Origin of the sequence: Georgenia ruanii (assembly GCF_009193175.1) — a bacterium.
GTDB classification, from domain to species: Bacteria; Actinomycetota; Actinomycetes; order Actinomycetales; family Actinomycetaceae; genus Georgenia; species Georgenia ruanii.
Genome location: NZ_VUKE01000007.1, coordinates 25,894 through 50,764 on the forward strand (window position 1 = coordinate 25,894; position 24,871 = coordinate 50,764).

Here is a 24,871-nt window from a genome sequence, read left to right on the forward strand (position 1 = left end):
ACCCGCATCGGCCCGTCATCGGGGACAATCTGCCCCATGGCCCGCAAGACCACGCCCTCCCCCGTGCCCGTCGACGAGAAGATCGTCGAGATAGACGTCTCCGAGGAGATGCAGGGCTCGTTCCTGGAGTACGCCTACTCGGTCATCTACTCGCGGGCCCTGCCGGACGCCCGCGACGGCCTCAAGCCGGTGCAGCGCCGGATCCTGTTCATGATGGACCAGATGGGCCTGCGCCCGGACCGTGGGCACGTGAAGTCCGCCCGCGTCGTCGGGGAGGTCATGGGCAAGCTGCACCCGCACGGGGACAGCGCCATCTACGACGCCATGGTCCGCCTGGCCCAGCCCTTCGCGCTGCGCCTGCCGCTGGTGGACGGGCACGGCAACTTCGGCTCCCTCGACGACGGCCCCGCGGCCCCGCGCTACACCGAGGCGCGCATGGCGCCGGCGGCCCTGGCCATGGTCGCCGACCTGGGCGAGGACGTCGTCGACTTCGTGCCCAACTACGACAACCAGATCATGCAGCCGGGCGTGCTGCCCTCGGCCATCCCGAACCTGCTGGTCAACGGGGCCACCGGGATCGCCGTCGGCATGGCGACGAACATGCCGCCGCACAACCTCGTCGAGGTCGTGGCCGCCGCCCGGCACCTCATCGCCCACCCCGACGCCACGCTCGAGGACCTGCTGAAGTTCGTCCCCGGCCCGGACCTGCCCGAGGGCGGCAAGATCATCGGCCTGGAGGGCGTCCGCGACGCCTACGCCACCGGCCGCGGCAGCTTCCGCACCCGCGCGACGGCGCGGATCGAGAACGTCACCGCGCGCAAGAAGGGCATCGTCGTCACCGAGCTGCCCTACATGGTCGGCCCGGAACGGGTCATGGAGAAGATCTCCGACGCGGTCAAGGGCGGGAAACTCCAGGGCATCAGCACCATCCAGAACCTCACCGACCGCCACCACGGGCTGCGCCTGGTCATCGAGGTCAAGAACGCCTTCAACCCCGAGGCGGTGCTCGAGGCGCTGTACAAGCTCACCCCGATGGAGGAGTCCTTCGGGATCAACAACGTCGCGCTGGTCGAGGGCCAGCCGCGCACGCTGGGGCTGCGCGAGCTGCTCGCGGTGTTCGTCGACCACCGCATCTCGGTGGTGCGCCGGCGCACCGCCTTCCGGCTGGGCCGGGCCACCGAGCGGGCGCACCTCGTCGCGGGCCTGCTCATCGCGATCGCGGACATCGACGAGGTCATCGCCGTCATCCGCTCCTCCGACGACGCCGAGGCCGCCCGCACCCGCCTCATGCAGGTCTTCGACCTGTCCGAGCCGCAGGCCGAGTACATCCTCGCCCTGCGGCTGCGCCGGCTGACGAAGTTCTCCCGCCTCGAGCTCGAGGCCGAGGCCGACGAGCTCGCCAAGCAGATCGAGGAGCTCAAGGCGATCCTCGACTCCGAGGAGCGGCTGCGCGGGCTGGTCTCCGACGAGCTGGCCGAGGTCTCCGCGAAGTTCGGCACCCCGCGCCGCACGGTCCTCCTCGAGCACGCCGGCGGCCCGGCGACGACGGCGGCCGCCGGGCCGGCGGGCCGCGGCGCGGCGCTGCCGCTCGAGGTGGCGGACGACCCGTGTTGGGTGCTGCTCTCGGGCACCGGCTTGCTGGCCCGCACCTCCACCCCGGACGCCCCGCTGCGCACCGGCCCGCGCTCCGCGCACGACGCCATCGCGCACGCGGCGCCGGCCACCGCCCGCGGCCAGGTGGCCCTGGTGACCTCCGCCGGGCGGCTCGTGCGCCTGGACGTGCTCGACGCTCCCGCGCTGCCGCCGACCGGCGCCGCCCCCGGGCTCTCCGGCGGGGTGCCGGTGGCCGAGCTGCTCACCCTGGAGAAGGGCGAGCGCGTCGTCGGCCTCGCCCGGCTCGACGACGCCGCCCCGCCGCTCGTGCTCGCCACCGCGCAGGGCGTGGTCAAGCGGGTGACCGGCGACCGTCCGGGCAACAAGGACACCTGGGACGTCATCAGCCTGCGCGACGGCGACGCCGTCGTCGGCGCCGGGCACGCCACCGACGACGACAAGCTCGTGCTGGTCAGCTCCGACGCCCAGCTGCTGCGCTTCGACGCCGCCGCGGTGCGCCCCCAGGGCCGCTCGGGCCAGGGCATCGCCGGGATCCGGCTCGCCGACGGCGCGGCGGTCGTCTACCTCGGCGTGGTGCCGGACGCGGAGGTCTCCGCCTCCGTGCTCGTCACCGTGGCCGGCTCCTCCGACGCGCTGCCCGGCACGGTGGCGGGCAGCGCCAAGGTCACCCCGCTGGACCGCTACCCGGCCAAGGGCCGGGCCACCGGCGGCGTGCGGGCGCAACGCTTCCTGCGCGGGGAGGACTGCCTGCATCTGGCCTGGGTCGGCCCCGAGCCGGCGCGCGCGGTGGGCTCGGGCGGGCAGGCGGTCGAGCTGCCCGAGCTCGACGAGCGCCGCGACGGCTCCGGCCACCCGCTGGCCGCGCCGATCGCCGCCATCGGCTGACCTCGCCGCTGACGCCGTCGGCCGACGCGCCACACACAGACGAGGAATACCGTCCTTCCCGGACCGCTACGATGCGCGCCATGACGCGCCGCCTCGAGTCCCGCCTCACCGTCCTGCTCGACAAGTACGCCGCCCGGCCGGACACCGGCACCGTCCGGCTCGCCCTCGCCCGCCCGTCCACCGGCCTCGAGTGGACGTATGGCGAGCCGGACGGCCAGTACTTCATCGCCAGCATCACCAAGCTGTTCACCACCGCCGTGGTGATGCAGCTGGTCGACGACGGGCAGGTCGACCTCGACGCCGCGCTGCCCGTCTACCTGCCCGACGACGTCGTCGCGGGCCTGCACGTGATCGACGGGGTCGACCGCAGCGACCGGATCACGGTGCGCCAACTGCTGTCGAACACCTCCGGCCTGGGCGACGTCTCGGAGCAGAAGCAGCCCGACGGCTCGACGTTGTTCAAGGTCGCGTTCGCCGCGGACCCGGGCTGGACGTTCGAGGAGCTGCTGGTGGTGGCCAAGGAGCGGATCCGTCCAGCCTTCCCGCCGGGCACGCCGGGGAAGGCGCAGTACTCGGACACGAACTTCCAGCTGCTGGGCCGGATCATCGAGGCCGTCACGGGCCTGCCCTACGCCCGGGTCGTCGAGCAGCGCATCACCCAGCCGCTGGCCCTGCCCGGCACCTATGTCTTCGAGGCCGCCACCCTGGACCGGTACGACGGCGTGGACCCCATCCTCAACGGCCGGCGGCCCCTGCGCATCCCCCGCACCCTGGCCTCGACCCAGGCCCAGGGCGGCATCGTCTCCACCACCGCGGACACGCTGCGCTTCCTGCGCGCCTTCTTCGCCGGTGAGTTCTTCGACGCCGCCCACCTGGAGCACATGCAGGCCCGGTGGAACCGCATCTTCCCGCCGATGCGGTACGGCACGGGGCTGATGCGCTTTGCCGTGCCGCGGGTGATGTCGCCGTTCGCGCCCGTCCCCGCGATGGTCGGGCACGGCGGGTCCTCCGGCGCGGTGCTCTTCCACGCCCCCGAGCTCGACCTGTTCGTCGCCGGCACGGTCAACCAGATCGCCAACCGACGCCTGCCCTACCCGCTGCTCGCCCGCGTCGCGGCGGAGGTTCGGCGCGGCTAGGGCCCGTCTCCCAGGGTGGGTGGGTGCTGGCAGCCTCTGCGGTGTGAGCCGGCACACGACTGCACCAGGTCTCCGGACAGCTGGTCAAGACCCACGACCGGCTCGTCCTCGAAGACCTGCACGTGGCCGGCATGCTCGCCAACCACCGCCTCGCCGCGGCCATCTCCGACGCCGCCTGGGGTGAGCTCGCCCGCCAGATCGGCCTACAAGCAGACCTGGCGCGGCGGGCAGGTCCTCCTGGCGGACCGGTGGTTCGCCTCCTCGAAGACCTGCTCCGCCTGCGGCACGCGCAAGGACGCGCTGCTGCTGACCGAGCGGGTCTACCGGTGCGCGCCGTGCGGGCTCGTCATCGATCGCGACCTCAACGCCGCGGCCAACCTCGCCACCTGGGCCGAACGCCACACGAGCGGCACCGCCCCAGGGGCCGGGGCCCGTCAAGCAGACGGCCCCGTCACCAACGCCCACCGACGGGACGGCTCTGGCCCGCGCACCAGCGCGGGTGAAACCAGCCCGGAAGACGTGGGAACCGAACCCCAGGCCGGCCACCCGGCCTGAGAGCCTCGGACGCCCGAGAAGGGCGGTGCCTCACAACCCAGAGTTGAGAGACGCGCTTTAGATCTCGATGGTGTACATCGCCGAGCCGCGGGTGCGCTCGTAGCCCAGGTGGGCGAAGAGCAGCGGGGCGCCGGTGGGGTTGTCGGTGTCGACGTCCAGCCCGGCGTACTCCATGCCGTCGTCGGCGTAGGCGCGCATCGCCCGGGTGAGCAGCGCGCTGGCCACGTGCCGCCCGCGCCACTCCGGCAGCACGCCGATCATCTCGGTGTAGCCCTCGGTCCAGCCCAGCGCCGGCCAGTCCTGCTCGTACCGGCCGGAGATGAGGTACCCGGCCACCTGGGCCCGATCGGTGCTGCGGTCCAGCGCGACGAAGCTCCAGGACGGCACGAAGTGGGTGCGGCCCTGCTGCCAGGTCTCCGCGGTGTGCGGCTGCGCGTCCCACTGCTCGCCGAAGGCCTTGTTGTGGGCGCGGCGGACGGCGTCGTCGAGCTCGGCGGTCCAGGGCACCACCGACAGGTGGGTGTCGAGGGTGACCTCGGGGATGGGCCGCGAGAGGTCCCGGCGCATCTCCATGTACCAGCGTCGCGGGGCGAAGCCGCGCTCGGTGAGCAGGCGCGCCATGGCGTCCATGCCCTCGTCCACGTGCACGACGATGCGCGCGGGCGCCTCCACCCCGGTCTCGACGAACATCTGGCGGGCGCGGCCCACCTGCCAGTCGATGAGCGCCCCGCCGACGCCGTGGTGCCGCCAGGCGGGGTCCACCCCGCCGGAGCAGAACGCGCGCAGCACCGTGAGGTCGCCGCGCTGGATGCGCACGAACCCGAACGCCCGGAGCGTCCCGTCGGCGTCCCAGCCGCCCATGGCGCTCCAGTAGTGGCTGGCGTCGTAGTACTCGGCGACCTCGTCCGGGGAGGTGCGGTAGGGCGGGTCGTCGGCGTCCTCGATGCGCTGCACCAGCCCACCCAGGGCGGCCACGTCGTCCTGGCCCAGTTCCCGCCAGCTCAGCCCGCCCGCATCGGCGGGCGCGACCAGCGTGGCGGGCGCCTGGGCGCGCTCAGCGAGCGGCCGGAGCGCCGCCGCGGGCGCACCGGCTCCCGGCGCGGGAATGGGTGTGGACACGTCGTGACACTACGTGGTGGGCGTCGGAGACGCCATCACCTGAAGCGGTCAGGCGTGTCAGATCTCGATGGTGTACAGGATCCGCGCGCCCTCGCGCCGGTAGCCGAGGTCCTCGGAGAACCCCCGGAGGGCGGGGTCCACCGTGTCGACGGTCAGGGCGGCGGTCTCGACGCCGTCGCCGGCCAGGGCCTCGACGACGGCGACCAGCAGGGCCCGCGCGACGCCCCGGCCGCGGTACGCCTCCCGGACGCCGAGCTGCTCGGTGTAGCCCTCGCTGGTCCCCAGCCGCGCCCAGGCGTGGGCGTGCCGGCTGGTCAGGGCGAACGCGGCCACCTCGCCGGCCGGCGTCACGGCGATCTTCGACCACGCCGGCTCGATCTCGTCGCGGGCCACCGCCCATGCGGCGGGCGACATCGGCTCCGCGCCCCAGTGGTCGGCGAAGGCCTCGTTGGAGGCGCGCCGGACGGCGTCGTCGAGGTCGGGAGCCCAGTCCACGAGCCGCAGCCCCTCGGGCAGCGGCGCGTCCGGCGCCGGCGCGGCCACCGGCCGGCGCATCTCCTGGTACACCCGCTTCGGGCTGAACCCGGCCGCGACGTAGAGCTTGCGCCGGTCGGCCAGGTGCTCGTCGACGTAGGCGCCGATCCGCACCGGCAGGTCGCGCCCCTCGGCGGCGAGGAGCTGCCGGGCGCGCGCGTCCTGCCAGTCCAACAGGGCCCGGCCGATCCCCCGGCCGCGCCACCGTGGGTCGATGGTGGCGGTGAGGAAGGCGCGCAGGACGTCGACGTCGTCGGCGGGCAGGTACACCGTGGCCATCGCCCGCAGGGTGCCGTCCTGGCTGAAGCCGCCCAGGGACTCCGTGGCGGCGGCCGCCGTCCCCGCGAGCCGCTCGGTGATCTCGGCCGGACACAGCCGGGCGAGGGGCCGGTCCACCTCGGCGCAGCGCTCGATCAGCCCACGCGCCTGGTCCAGATCCGGCTCCGTCACCGGACGCCACCGCAGGCCGAGGTGCGGGGCGGGCACCTCCGCCACCGCCGGGACGTGCAGACGTTCGGCGAGCGCCGCCAGAGGACGGTCGGAAGGCATGTCTTCGATAGTAGGGGCCCGGGGACGCCGGTCCCCCGCCGCGCCGAGGTGAGGTGGGGCACGACGGCGTCAGGCGTCGATGCGGTCCAGGTCGATCTGCTGGGCGCCGGCGACGATGAAGTCCTTGCGCGGGGCGACGTCGTTGCCCATGAGCAGCTCGAACACCCGCTCCGCCTCGTTGACCGACTCCTCGTCCGCCATCGAGATGCGCCGCAGGGTGCGGCGGGCCGGGTCCATGGTGGTCTCCGCGAGCTGGTGGGCGTCCATCTCCCCCAGGCCCTTGTAGCGCTGGATGGGCTCCTTGTACTTCTTCCCCGACCGCTCGAGCTTCTTGAGCAGGTTCGTCAGCTCCGCCTCGGAGTAGGTGTAGACGACCTCCCCCTTCTTCCCGCCGGAGCCGGCCATCTCCACCCGGTGCAGGGGCGGCACGGCGGCGAACACCCGCCCGGCCTCGACCAGGGGCCGCATGTACCGGAAGAACAGGGTGAGCAGCAGGGTGCGGATGTGGGCGCCGTCGACGTCGGCGTCGGTCATGAGGACGACCTTGCCGTACCGGCGCTGCGCCAGGTCGAAGGTCCGCCCCGAGCCGGCGCCGATGACCTGGATGATCGAGGCCACCTCGGCGTTCTTGAGGATGTCGGCGGGCGAGGCCTTCTGGACGTTGAGGATCTTGCCGCGGATGGGCAGCAGGGCCTGGAAGTCGCTGGAGCGGGCGAGCTTGGCCGTGCCCAGGGCGCTGTCGCCCTCGACGATGAACAGCTCGGAGTTGTCGACGTCGTCGCTGCGGCAGTCGGCCAGCTTGGCCGGCAGGGTCGAGGTCTCGAGGGCGTTCTTCCGCCGGGAGATCTCCTTGTGCATCCGGGCCGAGACCCGCGCGCGCATCTCCCCGACGACCTTCTCCAGCAGGGCGGCGGCCTGGACCTTCTCGTGGCGCTTGGTGGAGGTCAGCAGCGCGGTCAGCTCCCGCTCGACCACCTTGCCCACGATCCCGCGGACCGGTGCGGTGCCCAGGACCTCCTTCGTCTGGCCCTCGAACTGCGGCTCGGGGAAACGGACCGTGACGACGGCGGTGAGGCCGGCCAGCACGTCGTCCTTCTCGACCTTGCCCTCCTTGGCGCTGACCTTCAGCCGGCGGGCGTTGACGTCGATCTGCTTGCGCAGCGTCTTGACCAGGCCCTGCTCGAAGCCGGCCTGGTGGGTGCCGCCCTTGGGGGTGGCGATGATGTTGACGAAGGAGCGGACGTTCGTGTCGTACCCGATCCCCCAGCGCAGCGCGATCTCCACCTCGCAGGCGCGCTCGACCTCCTGGGGCCGCAGGTGCCCCTTGCCGTCGAGCTGCTGGACGATCTCGGTGAACGTCTCCGTGCCCCGCAGCCGCCACGTGTCGGTGACCGAGGCGTCGGTTGCGAGGAAGTCGGCGAAGTCGACGACGCCGCCGTCGTGCCGGAAGACCTCCTCGACCGGCCCCTCCTCGCCCGGGGTGCCGGGCAGGCGCCGCTCGTCCCGGACGGTCAGCGTCAGCCCGGGCACGAGGAAGGAGGTCTGCCGGGCGCGGGCGATGAGGTCCTCGTAGGAGAAGTGCGCCGTCACCGGGAAGATCTGCCGGTCGGCCCAGTAGCGCACGCGGGTGCCGGTGCGGGTGCGCGGGACCTTGCCGACGACGGCGAGCTCGGAGGAGCTGGTGAACGGCTCGAACGGGGAGTCCGGGGAGGCGCCGGCGCCGTCGTCGAACGTGCCCGGCTCGCCGCGGTGGAAGCTCATCCGGTGCGTCTTCCCGCCCCGGTCCACCTCGACGTCGAGCCGCGCCGAGAGGGCGTTGACCACCGAGGCGCCCACGCCGTGCAGGCCGCCGGAGGCGGCGTAGGAGCCGCCGCCGAACTTCCCGCCCGCGTGCAGCTTGGTGAAGACGACCTCGACGCCGCTCAGGCCCAGCGACGCGACGGTGTCGACCGGGATGCCGCGTCCGTCGTCGCGCACCTCGACCGAGCTGTCCGGGTAGAGGATGATCTCGATGTTCTGGGCGTGCCCCTCCAGCGACTCGTCGACGGCGTTGTCGATGATCTCCCACAAGCAGTGCATGAGCCCGCGGGAGTCGGTGGAGCCGATGTACATGCCGGGGCGCTTGCGCACCGCCTCGAGCCCCTCCAGGACGGAGAGGTGACGGGCGGTGTAGCTCGAGGCGGCGTTCGCGGTGGCAGTCGACACCCGACCACTTTAAGATTCCCGGCTCCTCCCGCTGCGCTCCGACCCGCCTCAGGTGGGGAGAATCTCGCCCGACGGGGGTCCCGGACGACCTTCGCTACGCCGGGAGCGAACCGGTCCGGTTCGATGGCATGAATCGGGCGCGCGGGTGGTTGCATGCTGACATGACCGCAACGACCGCCACCCCCGAACTGACCGCCCAGGACCGCTGCGACGCCTGCGGTGCGCAGGCGTACGTGCGCGTGGAGCTGGAGTCGGGCGAGCTGCTCTTCTGCGCCCACCACGCCCGCAAGCACGCCGACGCCCTCGCCGGGGTCGCCAAGAGCATCCACGACGAGACCGACCGCCTCCACGAGGACAAGACCGCCGCCGCGGCCCGCTGACCCGGGCCCGTCGCGCACGGACGGCCGCCGCCCCACTCGGGCGGCGGCCGTCTTGTGTCCGGATGCCCGGGCACCCGCGCCGTGGTTCGGTGTGGCCATGTCCGGACAGGTGAGTCCCGAGACCGACGGCGAACGTCTCGCCCGGGAGGCGGGCCAGGCGGCGCGCGCGTCGGCCGAGTACGGCTGGCTGCGCACGCTGGGCCGGGCCGGCTACGCCGCCAAGGGCGTGCTGTGGCTCCTGCTGGGCTGGATCGCCCTGCAGCTCGCCGTCGGCTCCTCCCGCCAGTCTCCCAACCAGCGCGGCGCGTTCGAGCAGCTCGCCGCCACGGGCCCGGGCCGGGCCCTGATCGTCTTCATGGCGGCGGGGCTCGCCGCGTACGCGCTGTGGCAGGCGGTCGAGGCGATCTGGGGCTTCCGCACCCTCGAGCCGCGGCACCGGGCGGCGAAGCGGGTCGCGTCCGGCGGGCGGGCGGTGGTCGGCCTGGCGCTGGCCGGGGTGGCGGTGAGCGTGCTGGCGCGCACGGGGTCCGCCGGCTCCGGTCAGGCGGAGCAGCAGCTGACGGCGGGGGCCCTCGCGGTGCCCGGCGGTGCGGTGGTGGTCGCCGTCGCCGGCCTGGTCCTCCTCGGGCTCGGTGGCTACTGGGTCTACCGCGGCTGGACCGCCTCCTTCCGGGACAAGCTGCGCGTGGGGGTGGACCGCCGGCTCGTTGCCGCCGGCCGGGTCGGCCACGTCGCCCGGGGGGTCGCGATCGCCGTCCTCGGCGTCCTGCTCGTCCTGGCGGCCGCGCGCCGCGACCCCTCGCGTGCCGGCGGCATCGACGCCGCCTTCGGCGCCCTGCTCGCCCTGCCGCTCGGCGCGGTGCTGCTCGGCGCCGTCGCCGTCGGGCTCATGTGCTTCGGCCTGTTCCAGCTGGCGAGCGCCCGGTACCTCGAGGAGGGCTGAGCGGCGCCACCAGCGCGGGGGCCAGACAGCGCGAGACCCGCGGCTTCCGCAGGGAGCCGCGGGCCGTCGTGGCGCGGGGGCGCGGGCGCGTCGCGCGAGAATGCGCGAGGCCCGCGCCCCTGCCGGGGTGCGGGCCTCGCGCGCTGCCGGGTCCGTGCTCAGTCGAGGTAGTCGCGCAGCACCTGCGACCGGCTCGGGTGGCGCAGCTTCGACATCGTCTTGGACTCGATCTGCCGGATCCGCTCGCGGGTGACGCCGTAGACCTTGCCGATCTCGTCCAGCGTCTTGGGCTGGCCGTCGGTGAGGCCGAAGCGCATGGAGACCACGCCGGCCTCGCGCTCCGAGAGGGTGTCGAGCACCGCGTGCAGCTGCTCCTGCAGGAGCGTGAAGCTCACGGCGTCGGCCGGGACGACGGCCTCGGAGTCCTCGATGAGGTCACCGAACTCGCTGTCGCCGTCCTCGCCCAGCGGGGTGTGCAGGGAGATGGGCTCGCGGCCGTACTTCTGGACCTCGACGACCTTCTCCGGGGTCATGTCGAGCTCCTTGGCCAGCTCCTCCGGCGTGGGCTCGCGGCCCAGGTCCTGGAGCATCTGGCGCTGCACGCGGGCGAGCTTGTTGATGACCTCGACCATGTGCACCGGGATGCGGATGGTGCGGGCCTGGTCGGCCATGGCGCGGGTGATGGCCTGACGGATCCACCACGTGGCGTAGGTCGAGAACTTGTAGCCCTTGGTGTAGTCGAACTTCTCGACGGCGCGGATCAGGCCGAGGTTGCCCTCCTGGATGAGGTCGAGGAAGAGCATCCCGCGGCCGGTGTAGCGCTTGGCGAGGGAGACGACCAGGCGGAGGTTGGCCTCGAGCAGGTGGTTCTTGGCCAGGTGCCCGTCGTTGGCGATCCACTGCAGCTCGCGGCGCAGCTTCGGCTCGAGCTGGTCGACCTCGTTCGCGAGCTTCTCCTCGGCGAACAGGCCGGCCTCGATGCGCTTGGCGAGCTCGACCTCCTGCTCGGCGTTCAGCAGCGCGACCTTGCCGATCTGCTTGAGGTAGTCCTTGACCGGGTCGGCCGTGGCGCCGGCGGTGACGACCTGCTGGACGGGCGCGTCGTCGTCGTCGGCGTCGGAGACGACGAAACCGGTCTCCTCGACCTCCTCGTCCTCCCCGGCCGGGGCGTCGGCGGCGGGCACGGCCTTGAGGGTCGGCTTCTTGGCGGTGGCGGTCTTGGACCGCGACGACGTGGCGCGCGCCTTGCGGGCCGCCGGCTTCTTCGCGGTGGCCGCGGCCTCGCCGGAGGCGGCGGCGACCTTGGTGCGCGACGACGCCTTCTTGGGGGGGGTGGACGCGGTCGCCTCGGTGGCCTCGTCGACCGAGGCCTCGCTGGCGGCCTCCGCAGCGGTGCGTGCGGTGCGGGACTTGGAGGCAGGGGTGGGCGACACAGAGAACCTTTCGGCGGGGGGCGCGGGGCCGACGACGTGACGTGGCAGCCCTACAATTATAACTTCCAGCGGCCGTTCAGGGCGCCCGAATCGAGCGGGGACGGCGGCACGCCTGCGCGTACCCGGCGTCCGGACCCTGCGACCGCCTGGCATAACACCGCTCCCGCGCCGGATATGCCCGCCGGGCGGGAGCAATTTCGGCGCCCGGGTGCCGCGAGCGCTGCAGCACTCGCCGAGGGCCAGCCCGCCCCGGGACTCCCCCGACCGTGAGCACTCACCCGGCGCTCCAGGACTCGTCGAGCGCTCCAGGGAGGACTGGCGCCCTCAGCGGGGCCTGCAGCTGCCGTGAGACCGGCAACGGTCGGTGAGACCTGCCGGCGCCACGATCTGCCGGCCCGGCGGACGCGCCGGAGCACGCGCCTCGCGCACGCGCCCGCCGGGCCGGGCCGTGTGCGTGACGTCGGCGGCGCCGGGTCAGGACACCGCGCCGAAGGCCTCCACCGGCGGGCACGCGCACACCAGGTGCCGGTCGCCGTAGGCGCCCTCGACCCGGCGCACCGGCGGCCAGTACTTGCCGTCCACCAGCCCGGGGACCGGGAAGACCGCCTCGGCGCGGGCGTAGGGGTGGTCCCACTCCCCCACGAGCGCCTCGGCCGTGTGCGGCGCGCCCACCAGCGGGTTGTCCGCGCGGGGCCAGTCGCCGGACCCGACGCGCGCGGCCTCGGCGGCGATGGCGACCATCGCCTCGCAGAACCGGTCGATCTCCCCCAGGTCCTCGCTCTCGGTGGGCTCGACCATGAGCGTGCCGGCCACCGGGAAGGACATCGTCGGGGCGTGGAAGCCGTAGTCGATGAGCCGCTTGGCGACGTCGTCGACGGTGATGCCGGTGGCGGCGCGCAGCGGGCGCAGGTCGAGGATGCACTCGTGGGCGACCAGGCCGTGCCGGCCGCGGTAGAGCACCGGATAGTGCTCCCCCAGCCGGGCCGCCACGTAGTTCGCCGCGAGGACCGCGGCGTCGGTCGCCGCGCGCAGCCCCTCCCCGCCCATGAGGGCGATGTACGCCCAGCTGATGGGCAGGATCGACGGCGAGCCGTACGGCGCCGAGGACACCGCGCCGTCGGTGCGCAGCCGGCGCGCGCCGGCGTCGGGCGCCAGCGGGTGGCCGGGCAGGAACGGCGCCAGGTGCGCCCGCGCGGCCACCGGACCGACGCCGGGCCCGCCCCCGCCGTGCGGGATGCAGAACGTCTTGTGCAGGTTGAGGTGCGAGACGTCCCCGCCGAACTCCCCCGGCAGCGTGTGGCCGAGGAGGGCGTTGAGGTTGGCGCCGTCGACGTAGACCTGCCCGCCGGCGTCGTGGACGGCGGCGCACACCTCGCGCACCCGCTCCTCGTACACCCCGTGCGTCGAGGGGTAGGTGATCATGATCGCGGCGAGCCGGTCGGCGTGCTCGGCCACCAGGCGGCGCAGGTCCTCGAGGTCGACGTCGCCCTGGGCGTCGGTGGCCACCACGACCACTCGCAGCCCGGTCAGCACCGCCGAGGCGGCGTTGGTGCCGTGCGCCGAGGCCGGGATGAGGCACACGTCGCGGTGCGCCTCCCCTCGCGAGGCGTGGTAGCCGCGGATGGCGAGCAGCCCGGACAGCTCGCCCTGCGAGCCCGCATTGGGCTGCAGGCTGACCGCGTCGTAGCCGGTGGCCGCGGCCAGCCAGCCCTCCAGCTCGTGGACGAGGTCGAGGTAGCCGGCGACGTCGCCGGCGGGGGCGAAGGGGTGGATCCTCGCGAACTCGGGCCAGGTGATGGCCTGCATCTCGACCGCGGCGTTGAGCTTCATCGTGCACGAGCCGAGCGGGATCATGCCGCGATCGAGGGCGTAGTCCTTGTCGGCCAGGCGGCGCAGGTAACGCATCATCGCCGTCTCGGAGCGGTGGGCGTGGAAGACCGGGTGGGTGAGGTAGTCGCTGGTGCGCCGCAGGTCGTCGGGCAGGGCGGACGGCGTGGCCTGCGGTGTGTCCGCCGGCGCGGCCGGCCCGGGGTCCGGCGGCGTGCCGCGCGCCGACGACGCGGCGGCGGCCGGCGCCTCGCCCCCCGTGGGTCCGCCGAGCGCGGCCAGGACCGCGTCCGCCAGCTCAGCGACGACGTCGGGCGTCGTCAGCTCGTCGGCGGACGCCCGCACGTGGTCGGCGTCGGCGACGAACACGGTGATGTCGCGGGCCAGCGCGGCGGCCGCGACGTCCTCCGCCCTGCCGGGCACGACCAGCTCGAGGGTGTCGAAGAACTGCTCGTGGCTCAGCCGCACCCCGCCGGCGCGCAGCGCCCCGGCGAGCTCGCCGGCGCGGGCGTGGACCGCGCCGGCGATCTCGCGCAGGCCGTCCGGCCCGTGGTAGACGGCGTACATCGAGGCCATGACGGCCAGCAGCACCTGGGCGGTGCAGATGTTCGAGGTGGCCTTCTCCCGGCGGATGTGCTGCTCGCGGGTCTGCAGGGCCAGGCGCAGCGCGGGCGCGCCGGCGGCGTCCTTGGACACCCCGACCAGCCGGCCGGGCAGCTGCCGCTCCAGGCCCGACCGCACCGCGAGGTACCCGGCATGGGGCCCGCCGAAGCCCATCGGCACGCCGAAGCGCTGGGTGGTGCCCACGGCGACGTCGGCGCCGTACTCCCCCGGCCCGGCCACCAGGGTGGTCGCGAGCAGGTCGGCGGCGACCACGGCCAGCGCCCCCGCCTCGTGGGCCGCGGCGGTGATCCCCTCCAGGACGGCGCGGCTGGGCACCCGCCCGGACGCGCCGGGGACCTGGACGAGCACGCCGAAGACGTCGGTGAGGTCGGTGCCGGCGAGCCCGGCCGCCAGGTCGGCCACGACCAGCTCGATGCCGACCGGCTCGGCGCGGGTGGCCAGCACGGCGAGGGTCTGCGCGAAGGTGTCGCGGTCGACCACGAAGCGGTGCCCCGCCCCCTTGGCCACCCGCCGGGCCAGCAGCATGGCCTCGGCGGCGGCGGTGCCCTCGTCGAGCATCGACGCCCCGGCGACGGCCAGGCCGGTGAGGTCGATGACCATGGTCTGGAAGTTCAGCAGCGCCTCGAGCCGCCCCTGGGAGATCTCCGGCTGGTAGGGGGTGTACGCGGTGTACCAGGTGGGGTTCTCGAGCACGTTCCGCTGGATCACCGGCGGGGTGAAGGTGTCGTAGTAGCCCTGCCCGATCATCGAGGTGCGCACGGCGTTCCTGGAGGCGTAGGCGCGCAGCCGCGCCAGCACCTCCGGCTCGCCGGCCGCGCCGGGCAGGCCCGCCGGCACGCCCTCGTGGCGGATGCTGCCCGGCACCGCCCGCCCGAGCAGCTCCCCGAGCGAGCCGGCGCCCACCGCGGCGAGCATGTGCTCCTGGGCGGCGGCGTCGGTGCCGATGTGCCGGCCGGCAAAGCTCCTCACTGCTGCGCCTGCGCCAGCTCGGCGTACGCCTCCGCATCGAGGAGGTCCTCGGGCATCTCGCCCACGCGGACGGTGTAGAGCCAGCCCTCGCCGTGCGGGTCGGCGTTGACGCTCTCGGGGGCGTCGACGGCGGCGGCGTTGACCGACAGCACCTCCCCGCTGGCCGGCGCGATGAGGTCCGAGACCGACTTCGTGGACTCGATCTCCCCGCAGCTCTCCCCCGCGGTCACGGTCGCGCCCACCTCGGGCAGGTCGAGGTAGACGACGTCGCCGAGCGCCTCGGCGGCGTAGGACGTGATCCCCACGGTGGCCACGTCGCCGTCGACGGCGATCCACTCGTGGTCGCGGGTGTATCGGCGGTCCGCGGGATAGGTCATGGGGTCTCCTCGTCGAGTTCTCGTGCGGACGCCGCCCCGCCGCGCGGGGGCCGGGGGCGTCGCGGCGCATCGGTGCTGGTGGGGCGACCGTACGCGCCGCCCGGGGGGTGAGGGAAGTCACACGCGCCCGCGCCGAGGACCGCCCCGAGCGCCTCCAGGCCGCATGCCCGCACCCCCCTCGGCGCGCCGGCGGCGAGCACGGCGTCCCACAGTGCGACGGCGGACGCGGCCGGGCCGCCGAGGGTGAGAAGGCCCTCGCACGGACGGGCGAGGACCAGCGGCGCCCCGGCGACCGCGCCGGGCGTGCAGGCACCGACCGCCGGCGCGGTGCCGGCGGCGGCGCGCAGGACCGCCGGCGCCGCCGGGCCGCCCAGGCCGAGGAGCACCCGCCCCTCGGTGCGGTCGGCGGCGAGGACCCGCTCGGCGCCGGAGCGGTGGGAGGCGAGGAGCAGGGCGTCCAGGACCGCGAGCCGGTCGCTGGTGCCCGTGGTGACGAGGAACTCGGCCGGGGCGAGGCGGTGGACGGTGAGGTCGCCGGGGCCCCGGGCACGCCGGCCGGGCGCTGTGCTCCCGGCCGGCCCGGGCAGGCCGGCCGGCGCGGTCCCGCCGACGCCGGGCACGCCCCCGGGCAGGGCGAGGGCGGCCGCCACCGCGGCGGCGGCGTCGGGCCCGGACACCTCGACCTGGCCGGTGTGCGACAGGTCGACGAGCCCGGCGCGCTCGCGCAGCGCGCGGAGCTCGTCGGCCGGGTCGGGGTAGCGGGCGGCGACCAGCCACCCGGCGTGCGGTGCGAGGGCGGCGTGCGCCGCCGCGTGCACGCCGTACAGGGGCGTGGTCAGGAGCGCTGCCGGCGACGTCGCTGCCATGGCGGTCCGGCGGTCAGCGGGCAGGTTCGGGATCGGCCTTGACGGCGAGGACCGGGCACGGCGCGTCGAGCAGGATGCGCTGGGCGTTGGAGCCGAGGATGAGCTTGCCCACCGGGGAGCGCCGGCGCAGCCCGATGACGATGAGTTCGGCGTCCTCCTCCTCGGCCGCCGTGATGAGGTCCTCGGCCACATCGGTGCCCCGGCGCAGCTGGCGCACCTCGTAGGCGACGTCGGCGAGGTCGAGCCGGTCGCGGACCGCGTCGGCCTCGGCCTCCAAGGCGGCGTGGTCCTCGCCCTGCGCCCGCCGGGAGAGGACGACGACGAGGCGGGTCTCCCGGCGCAGGGCCTCGGCGACGGCGGCGGCGAGCGCCGCCTCCCCTTCCCTGGTGGAGAGGTAGCCCACCACGATCGACATGCGCGTCCCCCGTCCCGGCGCCGCTACGGTCCGCCATCCGTCCGCTGATGCCCCGCGACGTTACCCGATGCGCGCTCGGCCCGGGCCCCCGCCGCGGCGCGCCCGGCTTGCCGCGGCTCGTACCACGGCGGCGGGGCGGCGGCGTCGAGGGCTCGCACGACCAGCTCCGCGAGGTGGTGCCCGGGCTCCTCGGCCAGCGCCTGACGAGCCAGGACGTCGGCGCGGGCGCCGTCGGAGCGCCACCAGGCGAGAAAGGCGAGCAGCCCGAGCGCGGGTGCGCCCGCGCCGTCCGGGGCGGTCTCGGCCACCGCGGTGCCGAGGGCGACGGCGGCGGCGAACACCCCCGGCTCCGGGGCCCGGGCGGCGTCGTAGGCGGCGACGACGGCGGCGGTGTCGAGGTAGGCCGTCACGGGCCGGTGGTCGCCGGCGATCGTGCGGGCGACCACCGCGTCGCGCACCTGCCGGTCGGCCAGGTACGCGAGGAGCCGGCCGAGCGCCTCGGCCGGTGGACTCGGCGGCGACGTCCCGGGCCGGCCCGTCATCGTGGCGGCGGTCGCGTCCCACAGTGCCGCCCCCTCCCGGCGCCAGCGCCGCAGCGGGCCCTGGTCGCGGGCGGGCCGCGCCCCGGGGACCCCGAACGCGGCGCCCCGCACCCGCGGAGCACCCCTGCTCGCCGTCGCCGCCGAGCGTCCCCGGGCTCGTTCCGCGGCGGCCGCCCGCGCCGCGGCGCGGCGGCCCGGCCCGTCGGGCAGCCGGAAGACGCCGAGGTCCGCGCGCCGCGGTGCCGCCGCCAGACCCTCGAGCACGAGGGCGGCGGCGGCCGCGGACGCCTCCAGCTCGGCCAGGGGCCGGCCCCCGGGCGGGCAGCAGCCGCAGTCGAGGTGTCCCCAGCCGTCCGGGCCGACCACCCACGGGTCGACGTGGACCCAGTCGAGGGCCGCCTCCACGGTGGCGAGGGCGGCACCGAGCTCGAGGTCGTCCGCCCGCTCGGGATGGGGCAGGTTGGTGTAGACGACGGCCGCGACGTCGCGGGCGCCGTCGCGGCGCATGGCGTCGGCGATGGTGGCGGCGACCGCCGGGCCGGCGTCGGGATGGGCGAGGTGGGCGAGGTCCGCCCGGGCGATGAGCCCGGCCTCGCCGCGCCCGGCCGCGTTGGGGGTCAGGCCGAGGAGCACGACCGACCGCTCGGGGTGGAAGCCCAGCCGGTAGGGCACGTAGGCGATGAGGTCGCGCGGCTCGCGCAGGCGGATCCTGGTCTTGTCCATGCCTCATCGCACCGCGTCCGCCCGGCCGCCCGCTGGCGGCCTGTGGACAGCGCCGCGGCGGCCCTCCTCGGATTCTGGACCGGCCGTGCCGCGCCCGTAGGCTCGTGCCATGCCTGCCTCCCCCGCCGACGTCCGCGACCGCGTCTCCGAGCGGGTCGTCGCCGCTCTGGACGAGCACACCGCCCACTTCGCCGACGCGGGCGCCCCGTTGCGCGACTTCCTGGCCCCAGCGCGCAACCTGCTGGGCGGGGGCAAGCGGCTCCGGGCCCAGCTGTGCGCGGCGGGCTGGGTGGCGGCCGGGGGCGCCACGGACGCCGCGGCCCTGCAGCCCGTGGTGCTGGCCGGGTCGGCGCTCGAGCTGTTCCAGGCCACCGCCCTGGTGCACGACGACGTCATCGACGGCTCCCTCACCCGCCGCGGCCTGCCGGCGGCGCACCGCACCTTCGCCGCCGAGCACGCCGCCCACGCCTGGCTCGGCAGCCCCGACGACTACGGGCAGGCCGCCGCCATCGTGCTCGGCGACCTGCTGCTCGCGGTCTCCGCGATGGAGCTCGAGCGCGCCCGCGCGCTCGTGGCCCCCGCCGCCGGCCTGCGAGCGCGGCACATCTACGACCTCATGACGGCCGAGGTCGCGCTCGGTCAGTATCTCGACATCCGCTCCCAGGACATGCCGTGGGGCGACGACGCCGACGCCGCCGTCCGCCGGGCGCTGCAGGTGGTCCGCCACAAGTCCGCCCGCTACTCGGTGGAGCACCCGCTGCTGCTCGGCGCGGCCCTCGGCGGCGCCGACGACGCCCTGCTCGCCGCGCTCAGCGCGGTCGGGCTGCCGCTGGGCGAGGCCTTCCAGCTGCGCGACGACGAGCTGGGCGTCTTCGGCGACCCGGCGGTCACCGGCAAGCCCGCCGGCGACGACCTCCGCGAGGGCAAGCGGACCGTGCTGCTGGCCATGACCATGGGCCGGGCCGAGGACGCCGAGCGGGAGCGCCTGCGCGCCCGCGTGGGTCAGCCGGACCTCACGGCCGCCGAGGTGGCGGAGTTCCAGCGGGTCATGCGGGCCACCGGCGCCCGCGACACCCACGAGGCGCTCATCGCCGAGCGGCGTGACGCGGGGATCGCCGCCCTGCGCGCCGCCGCGCTGCCCGCGGTCGCGACGGCCCGGCTCGAGGAGCTCGCCGACGCCCTGACGACGCGGGCCGCCTGACCGGCCGCCGCGCGGATCGCCTCAGCGGCCACGCGGCAGCAGCGGCCACGTGGCAACAGGCCGGCCGCCTCGGACCGCCGGTGACGGCCGCCCGCCGCCGCTCAGGCCCACGACTGCGCCGCGACCTCAGAAAGCCAACGACAGCGCCGCCCGGCGCACGGCGTGGGTGTGCCCCTCGCGCAGCGCGTGGATCGGCGTCGTGCCGAGCTCGTCGTTCGGCGCGTAGAGCCAGCGCAGGGACTCGACGTCGTCGTAGCCGGAGTCGGCGAGGAGGGTGAGGGTGCCCTGCAGGGACCCGAGCACGGCGGGCCGGTCGCCCTCGCCGGGCCGGACGAGCATCTCCGCCGGGATCGACGCCGCCGCGTTCGGTCCGTGCGGGACGGCGAGCAGGCGCCGCTCCTTGATCATCGCCCGCACGTCGCGCTGGCGCAGGCCGAGCAGCTCGGCCACCTCCGGCACCGAGTACCAGGCGGCGGGCTCCATGGGGGCGGCAGACATCGCTCCAGATTACGACCTCCGCGACCGATCCGGTTGTCGCATGCCACTCGTGTCGCTAGCGGCACATGCGCCACACCAGCAACGTCCGAGGTGTCCGTGCGTCCCGGCCGGGCCGCGCGGCGGCTCCCGTCCCCGCACGCCCGATGGAGGCTCGATGTCCCAGGCCGAGAGAATCCGCAAGGCCCACCCCCGAGCGGGCCGCACCGGCGTGGGCCTGGCCCTCGCGGCGGCGGCCACCGCCGTCGGCGTCGCCGCGCCGGCCGGGCAGGCGCACGCCGCGGCGGCGCCCGCCCCGCTGCACCGCGGCGCGGCGCTGCCCGCCGCTCCGGGGGCGGGTCTGCCGGCGGCGGCTCCGAGGGCCGTCCTGCCGGCCGCGGTCCCGCAGATGACCTACCAGGTCCGCCCCGGCGACACGGTGACCCACATCGCCCGGCGCACCGGCACGTCGGTGGCGGCGATCGTCAGCGCCAACGGCCTCGACGCGGCGGCGAGGATCCGGGCCGGGCAGATGCTGCGGATCCCCTCCGCCACCGCGGCGCCGGCCGCGCCCGCCATCGCCGGCGTCACCCACCGGGTCGCCGCCGGGGAGACCGCCTCCGGCCTCGCCAAACGCTACGGGACCACGGTGGCCGCCCTCATCCAGGCCAACGGCCTGGACCGGCGTGGCCTCATCTACGTCGGCCAGTCCCTGCAGATCCCAGGCGCCGGCGCCGCGGCCCCCACGAGCGCCGCCGCGCCGTCGGGCACCTACCGGGTGCGAGCCGGCGACACCGTCACCGGCCTGGCCCGCAGCTGGGGCACGTCCGTGGGCGCGGTCGTCGAGGCCAACGGGCTGGGCGGCGACGGGCGGATCTACGCCGGGCAGTCGCTGACGATGCCCGGCGGCGCCGCGGCGGGCGCGCGGCTGGTGGGCAGCACCTTCGCCGGGCGCACCTACCCGGCCGCGACCGTCGACGCCGCGAACGCCAACAAGGCGGCGCTGCTGACGCGGGGCGTGCCCTCCCGCGGCGCGATGCAGGCGACGGTGGCCCAGGTGGCGGGGGCCATGGGCGTCGACCCCGCGCTGGCCCAGGCGCACGCCTACCAGGAGTCCGGCTTCAACCACACCGCGGTCTCCCCCGCCAACGCCGTCGGCACGATGCAGGTCATCCCCTCCGCCGGCGCGTGGGCCTCCCAGCTGGTCGGTCGCCCGCTCGACCTCCTCGACCCGCACGACAACGTCGTCGCCGGGGTGGCCATCATCCGCCAGCTCGTGCGGACCAGCCCGGACCTCGACACCGCCATCGCCGGCTACTACCAGGGCGCCGCCTCGGTGCAGCGCAACGGGATGTACCCCGACACCCAGCGGTACGTCGCCGCCGTCCGCGCCCACATGGCGCGGTTCTGACCGCGCCGCGCCCGCGCCGCCGGTCCCGCTCCGACGGGCCGCCGGTGACTGTCAGGAACGACACGGCCCGGCGCCGGGGAGCGCCGGCCACCGCCAAGTAGGCTTCGCCTGTGGATACCACCGCCCTCGATCCGATGATCGGCCAGCTGGTCGACGACCGGTACGAGGTGACCGCGCGCATCGCCCGCGGTGGCATGGCCACCGTCTACCGGGCGATGGACCGCCGCCTCGAGCGGACCGTCGCGGTCAAGGTCATGCACCCCCACCTGGCCGAGAGCCCCGACTTCGTCGCCCGCTTCCGCCGCGAGGCGCGCGCCGCGGCCCGGCTGAGCCACCCCGGCGTCGTCGCCGTGCACGACCAGGGCATGGCGGGCGACGCCAGCTACCTCACGATGGAGTACGTCGACGGTCCGAACCTGCGCACCGTGCTGCGCGAGCGGGGCCCGCTGCCGCTGGGCGAGGCGCTGCGCCTGGTCGAGCAGGTCCTCGACGCCCTCGCCAGCGCCCACCGTGCCGGGCTCGTGCACCGTGACATCAAGCCCGAGAACGTCCTGCTCACCCCGGACGGCCGGGCCAAGGTGGCCGACTTCGGCCTGGCGCGCGCCGTCACCGAGGCGACCGCCGCCACCACCGGCACCGTGCTGGGGACGGTGGCCTACCTGGCGCCCGAGATCGTCACCGACGGGCGCGCCGACCCGCGCGCGGACGTCTACGCCGTCGGCGTGCTGCTCTACGAGCTCATCACCGGCGCCCAGCCCTTCACCGGCGAGGCGCCCATCCAGGTGGCCTTCCAGCACGTCAACTCGGCGGTGCCGGCCCCGTCGGCTGCCGTGCCCTGGCTGCCGGCCGAGGTCGACGAGCTGGTCACGGCGCTGACCGCGCGCAGCGCCGACGAGCGCCCTCAGGACGCCGGCGCCGCGCTGACGCTGGTGCGGCGCACGCTCGCCGCCCTCGACCCGGCCGTCCTCGCCCGCCGCGCGGACGCCCCGGCCGGCGCGGCGGCCGCCGCCGACCCCGACGCCACCCGGGCCACCGACGTGCGCCCGAGCCACGGCACGGTCGCCCTGCCGATCGGCGCGATCGGCCCCGCCCCGGAGACCGAGTCCGCGCCGGCCCCCCGGCGCCGGCGCGCCCGGCCGCGCCTGCTCCTCGCGCTGCTGGTCCTGCTCCTCGCCGCCGGCGCCGGCGCGCTGTGGTGGTTCCAGGTCGGGCCCGGGGCCACCGTGCCCGCCCCCGACGTCGTCGGCCGCCCCCAGGACGAGGCGGTCGCCACGATCAAGGACGCCGAGCTCGTCCCGGTCGTGACCCCGACCCACCACGACACCGTCCCCGAGGGGCAGGTCATCAGCACCGACCCCGGCGCCGGCGAGCCGGTGCGCAAGGGCGGCGACGTCGCCGTCTCGGTGTCCCTGGGCATCCTCACCCGCGAGGTGCCCGAGCTCGCCGGCAAGTCCCAGGCCGACGCGCTGGCCGCGCTCGACGCTGCCGAGCTGCCGCGCGGGGAGGTCCGCGAGGAGTACCACGACACCGTCCCGCAGGGCACGATCATCTCCTCCTCCCCCGGCGCCGGCGAGGTGGTGCCGCACACCACCGCCGTCGACCTCGTCGTCTCCGCCGGACGCCAGCCGGTCGACCTGCCGAACGTCACCGGTGCCACCCGGGACGCGGCCGCCGCCGCGCTCGAGGGCGCCGGCCTGACCGTCGGCGAGGTCACCGAGCAGTTCTCCGACGCCGTGCCCGCGCGCCAGGTCATGAGCCAGGTTCCGGCGGCCGGCAGCGCCCAGCTCTACCGCGGCGACGCCGTGGCCCTGGTGGTCTCCAAGGGGCCCGAGCTCTTCGCGGTGCCCGACGTCGTCGGCAAGCAGGTGCGCGAGGCCCGGGGCGCGCTCGAGGGCGCCGGGTTCCGGGTCGAGGTCCACGAGGTGCTCGGCGGCTTCTTCGGCACCGTGCGCGCGCAAGACCCGGCGGCCGGCACGATGCTCCCGCGCGGCAGCGTCGTCGCGCTGACGGTGGTGTGAGGCACCGCGGTGGGAGTGCCCGGAGGGGCGCGGAGAGCGTGCGGCGCGGTGGACCGAGCGGTGGTCCGAGCGGACCGCGCCGTGGGCTGAGCGGGCCGCGCCGTCGTCACTCCTGGTAGGAGTAGCGCTCCCCGCGCCAGGCGTCCCCGCGCAGGTGGTAGCCCCGCTCCTCCCAGAACCCGCGCTCGACCTCGGTGAGGTAGTTCCACCCGCGCAGCCACTTCGGACCCTTCCAGGAGTACAGGTGCGGGAGGATGAGGCGCAGCGGCCCGCCGCGCTCGTCGCTCAGCTCGGCCCCGTCGCGGTGGGTGGCCAGCAGCGTGCGGGCCGAGACGAGGTCCTCCAGCCGCACGGTGGCGCTGTAGCCGTACTCGGCGAAGACGAGCACGTGCTCGACGTCGGGGCGCGGGGGCGCCAGCTCGACGACGTCGCGCGCGAGCACCCCGGACCAGCGCTCGTCCACCGACGACCAGCCCGTGGCGCAGTGCAGGTCGGCGACCAGGTCGTGCCGGGGCAGGGCGGTGACCTCGGCGAAGGTGAAGACCCGTTCCGCGCCGTCCTCGCTCGCCCCGCCCACGGTGAAGCGCCACCGCTCGGGCCGCCGACGCGGCACCGGGCCGTAGTGCATCACCGGGGCGGGCGTCACGAGCCGCTGCCCCGGCGGCAGGTGCCGGTCGGCGGGCAGGGACGTGACGTCGTCGTCGCGCACGGGCGTCTAGTTGCCGCGGAGCATCTCGGCGACGTCGAAGGCCATCTCCAGCGACTGCTGGTGGTTGAGCCGCGGGTCCACGAGGGTCTCGTAGCGGCTCGCCAGGGCCGCGTCGTCGACCTCCTCGCTGCCGCCGAGCACCTCGGTGACGTCGTCGCCGGTGAGCTCGACGTGCAGCCCGCCCGGCACGGTCCCCAGCGCCTGGTGGACCTCGAAGAACCCGCGCACCTCGTCGAGGATGGTGGCCAGCTCGCGCGTCTTGTACCCGGACGGCGAGGTGATGGTGTTGCCGTGCATGGGGTCGCACACCCAGGTGACCGGGCGGCCGTCGGCGGTCACCCGTTCGACCAGGCCGGGCAGCACGTCGCGGATCTTCCTCGCGCCCATGCGGGTGATGAACGTCAGCCGGCCGGGTTCCCCCTCGGGGTTGAGCTTGTCCATGAGCGCCAGCGCGTCGTCCCCGCTGGTGGTGGGGCCCAGCTTGACGCCGATGGGGTTGCGCACCCGGGAGAGCAGGTCCACGTGCGCGCCGTCGGCCTGGCGGGTGCGCTCGCCGATCCACAGGAAGTGCGCCGAGGTGTTGTACGGGTCGCCGGTGCGCGAGTCGATGCGGGTCAGCGCGGCCTCGTAGTCGAGCAGCAGCGCCTCGTGGGAGGAGTAGAAGTCCACCGTCTTGAGGGCGTCGAAGTCCACCCCGGCGGCGTCCATGAAGCGCATCGCGCGGTCGATCTCACCGGCGAGCACCTCGTAGCGGGCGTACGCGGGGTTGGACATGAACCCCCGGTTCCAGTCGTGCACCAGCCGGAGGTCTGCGTAGCCGCCCTGGGTGAACGCGCGGATGAGGTTGATGGTGGTGGCCGAGTGGTGGTAAGCGCGCAGCAGCCGCTCGGGGTCCGGGGTGCGCGAGGCGGCGGTGAAGGCGTGGCCGTTGACCGCGTCGCCGCGGTAGACCGGCAGCGTCACGCCGTCGCGGGTCTCGAGGTCGCTGCTGCGGGGCTTGGCGTACTGCCCCGCCATCCGGCCCAGCTTGACCACGGGCACCGAGGCGCCGTAGGTGAGCACGGCGGCCATCTGGAGGATGGTGCGGATCTTGTTGCGGATCCGGTCCGCGGTGGACTCGGCGAAGGTCTCCGCGCAGTCGCCGCCCTGGAGGACGAACGCCTCGCCCCGGGCCGCGGCGGCCATCTTCGCGCGCAGGCTGTCCGCCTCGCCCGCAAAGACGAGCGGGGGCCACTCGCGCAGCTCGCTGGTGACGGCCTCCAGCGCCTCGATGTCGGGCCAGGTCGGCTGGTGGGCTGCCGGAATCCCGCGCCAGTGCTCCAGCCCGGCCAGAACCTCGTCAGTTGCCTCGATGCTCACCGG

The 24,871-nt window shown here is 75.2% G+C and carries 20 protein-coding genes; 8 read left to right on the forward strand and 12 right to left on the reverse strand.

Annotated elements, in window-relative coordinates:
• Positions 1-36: 36 nt before the first annotated feature.
• The 3 genes from GD880_RS08645 to GD880_RS08655 all read left to right on the forward strand — a co-directional run bounded on the left by GD880_RS08645 (position 37) and on the right by GD880_RS08655 (position 4,190).
• The gene (locus GD880_RS08645; protein WP_152231226.1) at positions 37-2,499 is read left to right on the forward strand and encodes a DNA gyrase/topoisomerase IV subunit A; all 2,463 of its coding nucleotides are present in this window, start codon (positions 37-39) and stop codon (positions 2,497-2,499) included.
• Positions 2,500-2,579: 80 nt separating this feature from the next.
• Positions 2,580-3,635 (forward strand): serine hydrolase domain-containing protein, encoded by a 1,056-nt coding sequence (locus GD880_RS08650; RefSeq protein ID WP_193314429.1) that lies wholly within the window; start codon positions 2,580-2,582, stop codon positions 3,633-3,635.
• Between the two features lie 180 nt (positions 3,636-3,815).
• Entirely contained in the window at positions 3,816-4,190 is a 375-nt protein-coding gene (locus GD880_RS08655) for a zinc ribbon domain-containing protein (RefSeq protein WP_193314430.1), read from the forward strand.
• Positions 4,191-4,247: 57 nt separating this feature from the next.
• Here the strand turns inward: GD880_RS08655 and GD880_RS08660 are convergent, their stop codons facing one another.
• From GD880_RS08660 to GD880_RS08670, 3 genes are all read right to left on the reverse strand, one after another.
• Positions 4,248-5,309, reverse strand: coding sequence for a GNAT family N-acetyltransferase (locus tag GD880_RS08660; RefSeq protein ID WP_226909487.1), 1,062 nt, complete (start codon positions 5,307-5,309; stop codon positions 4,248-4,250).
• Positions 5,310-5,366: 57 nt separating this feature from the next.
• On the reverse strand, positions 5,367-6,392 hold the full coding sequence (locus GD880_RS08665) for a GNAT family N-acetyltransferase (RefSeq protein WP_152231229.1): 1,026 nt from the start codon (positions 6,390-6,392) through the stop codon (positions 5,367-5,369).
• Between the two features lie 69 nt (positions 6,393-6,461).
• Positions 6,462-8,597 carry a DNA gyrase/topoisomerase IV subunit B gene (locus GD880_RS08670; RefSeq protein WP_152231230.1) on the reverse strand — a complete coding sequence of 712 codons (2,136 nt, stop codon included), beginning with the start codon at positions 8,595-8,597 and terminating at the stop codon, positions 6,462-6,464.
• 161 nt (positions 8,598-8,758) lie between these two features.
• Here GD880_RS08670 and GD880_RS08675 point away from each other — a divergent pair, with 161 nt between their 5' ends.
• The gene (locus GD880_RS08675) at positions 8,759-8,977 is read left to right on the forward strand and encodes a DUF7455 domain-containing protein (RefSeq protein ID WP_152231231.1); all 219 of its coding nucleotides are present in this window, start codon (positions 8,759-8,761) and stop codon (positions 8,975-8,977) included.
• 97 nt (positions 8,978-9,074) lie between these two features.
• Positions 9,075-9,920 carry a DUF1206 domain-containing protein gene (locus GD880_RS08680; RefSeq protein ID WP_152231232.1) on the forward strand — a complete coding sequence of 282 codons (846 nt, stop codon included), beginning with the start codon at positions 9,075-9,077 and terminating at the stop codon, positions 9,918-9,920.
• A gap of 158 nt (positions 9,921-10,078) precedes the next feature.
• Here GD880_RS08680 and GD880_RS08685 read toward each other — a convergent pair whose 3' ends face one another.
• The 6 genes from GD880_RS08685 to GD880_RS08705 all read right to left on the reverse strand — a co-directional run bounded on the left by GD880_RS08685 (position 10,079) and on the right by GD880_RS08705 (position 17,696).
• Entirely contained in the window at positions 10,079-11,506 is a 1,428-nt protein-coding gene (locus GD880_RS08685) for an RNA polymerase sigma factor (RefSeq protein WP_405002738.1), read from the reverse strand.
• A 321-nt stretch (positions 11,507-11,827) separates the two neighbouring features.
• Complete coding sequence (gcvP, locus tag GD880_RS08690; protein ID WP_226909489.1) at positions 11,828-14,773, reverse strand: aminomethyl-transferring glycine dehydrogenase; 2,946 nt, start codon at positions 14,771-14,773, stop codon at positions 11,828-11,830.
• Positions 14,770-15,150, reverse strand: coding sequence for a glycine cleavage system protein GcvH (gcvH, locus tag GD880_RS20685; RefSeq protein ID WP_226909490.1), 381 nt, complete (start codon positions 15,148-15,150; stop codon positions 14,770-14,772). Before gcvH ends, gcvP begins: the two co-directional genes overlap by 4 nt.
• Positions 15,147-16,016, reverse strand: a complete 870-nt coding sequence (locus tag GD880_RS08695) for an aminomethyltransferase family protein (protein ID WP_152231234.1) — start codon at positions 16,014-16,016, stop codon at positions 15,147-15,149. The genes gcvH and GD880_RS08695 overlap by 4 nt, the downstream gene beginning before the upstream one ends.
• A 13-nt stretch (positions 16,017-16,029) precedes the next feature.
• Positions 16,030-16,431, reverse strand: a complete 402-nt coding sequence (locus GD880_RS08700; protein WP_152231235.1) for a universal stress protein — start codon at positions 16,429-16,431, stop codon at positions 16,030-16,032.
• A gap of 23 nt (positions 16,432-16,454) precedes the next feature.
• Positions 16,455-17,696 (reverse strand): DUF4192 domain-containing protein, encoded by a 1,242-nt coding sequence (locus GD880_RS08705; RefSeq protein ID WP_152231236.1) that lies wholly within the window; start codon positions 17,694-17,696, stop codon positions 16,455-16,457.
• A 109-nt stretch (positions 17,697-17,805) separates the two neighbouring features.
• Between GD880_RS08705 and GD880_RS08710 the strand changes: the two genes are divergently transcribed.
• Positions 17,806-18,897: a polyprenyl synthetase family protein gene (locus GD880_RS08710; RefSeq protein ID WP_152231237.1), complete on the forward strand. Its 1,092-nt coding sequence runs from the start codon at positions 17,806-17,808 to the stop codon at positions 18,895-18,897.
• A gap of 126 nt (positions 18,898-19,023) precedes the next feature.
• On the opposite strand, the gene GD880_RS08715 is transcribed toward GD880_RS08710, so the two are convergent.
• Positions 19,024-19,395: an Rv2175c family DNA-binding protein gene (locus tag GD880_RS08715; protein ID WP_226909491.1), complete on the reverse strand. Its 372-nt coding sequence runs from the start codon at positions 19,393-19,395 to the stop codon at positions 19,024-19,026.
• 154 nt (positions 19,396-19,549) lie between these two features.
• Here GD880_RS08715 and GD880_RS08720 point away from each other — a divergent pair, with 154 nt between their 5' ends.
• Both GD880_RS08720 and pknB read left to right on the forward strand, forming a co-directional pair.
• The gene (locus GD880_RS08720) at positions 19,550-20,782 is read left to right on the forward strand and encodes a LysM peptidoglycan-binding domain-containing protein (protein ID WP_152231238.1); all 1,233 of its coding nucleotides are present in this window, start codon (positions 19,550-19,552) and stop codon (positions 20,780-20,782) included.
• Positions 20,783-20,892: 110 nt separating this feature from the next.
• A complete protein-coding gene (pknB, locus tag GD880_RS08725) occupies positions 20,893-22,800 on the forward strand; it encodes a Stk1 family PASTA domain-containing Ser/Thr kinase (protein ID WP_226909492.1) in 1,908 nt (635 codons plus the stop codon).
• Between the two features lie 106 nt (positions 22,801-22,906).
• On the opposite strand, the gene GD880_RS08730 is transcribed toward pknB, so the two are convergent.
• The gene (locus GD880_RS08730) at positions 22,907-23,428 is read right to left on the reverse strand and encodes a molybdopterin-dependent oxidoreductase (protein ID WP_152231336.1); all 522 of its coding nucleotides are present in this window, start codon (positions 23,426-23,428) and stop codon (positions 22,907-22,909) included.
• Between the two features lie 87 nt (positions 23,429-23,515).
• Positions 23,516-24,868 (reverse strand): class II 3-deoxy-7-phosphoheptulonate synthase, encoded by a 1,353-nt coding sequence (locus tag GD880_RS08735; protein WP_152231239.1) that lies wholly within the window; start codon positions 24,866-24,868, stop codon positions 23,516-23,518.
• Between the last annotated feature and the right edge of the window lie 3 nt (positions 24,869-24,871).

Coding starts and splice junctions, on each gene's coding strand:
- GD880_RS08645 (WP_152231226.1), top strand. CDS start 37: ATGGCCCGCAAGACCACGCCCTCCCCCGTGCCCGTCGACGAGAAGATC.
- GD880_RS08650 (WP_193314429.1), top strand. CDS start 2,580: ATGACGCGCCGCCTCGAGTCCCGCCTCACCGTCCTGCTCGACAAGTAC.
- GD880_RS08665 (WP_152231229.1), bottom strand. CDS start 6,392: ATGCCTTCCGACCGTCCTCTGGCGGCGCTCGCCGAACGTCTGCACGTC.
- GD880_RS08675 (WP_152231231.1), top strand. CDS start 8,759: ATGACCGCAACGACCGCCACCCCCGAACTGACCGCCCAGGACCGCTGC.
- GD880_RS08680 (WP_152231232.1), top strand. CDS start 9,075: ATGTCCGGACAGGTGAGTCCCGAGACCGACGGCGAACGTCTCGCCCGG.
- GD880_RS08685 (WP_405002738.1), bottom strand. CDS start 11,506: ATGCCAGGCGGTCGCAGGGTCCGGACGCCGGGTACGCGCAGGCGTGCC.
- gcvH (WP_226909490.1), bottom strand. CDS start 15,150: ATGACCTATCCCGCGGACCGCCGATACACCCGCGACCACGAGTGGATC.
- GD880_RS08695 (WP_152231234.1), bottom strand. CDS start 16,016: ATGGCAGCGACGTCGCCGGCAGCGCTCCTGACCACGCCCCTGTACGGC.
- GD880_RS08700 (WP_152231235.1), bottom strand. CDS start 16,431: ATGTCGATCGTGGTGGGCTACCTCTCCACCAGGGAAGGGGAGGCGGCG.
- GD880_RS08705 (WP_152231236.1), bottom strand. CDS start 17,696: ATGGACAAGACCAGGATCCGCCTGCGCGAGCCGCGCGACCTCATCGCC.
- GD880_RS08710 (WP_152231237.1), top strand. CDS start 17,806: ATGCCTGCCTCCCCCGCCGACGTCCGCGACCGCGTCTCCGAGCGGGTC.
- GD880_RS08715 (WP_226909491.1), bottom strand. CDS start 19,395: ATGTCTGCCGCCCCCATGGAGCCCGCCGCCTGGTACTCGGTGCCGGAG.
- GD880_RS08720 (WP_152231238.1), top strand. CDS start 19,550: ATGTCCCAGGCCGAGAGAATCCGCAAGGCCCACCCCCGAGCGGGCCGC.
- GD880_RS08730 (WP_152231336.1), bottom strand. CDS start 23,428: ATGCACTACGGCCCGGTGCCGCGTCGGCGGCCCGAGCGGTGGCGCTTC.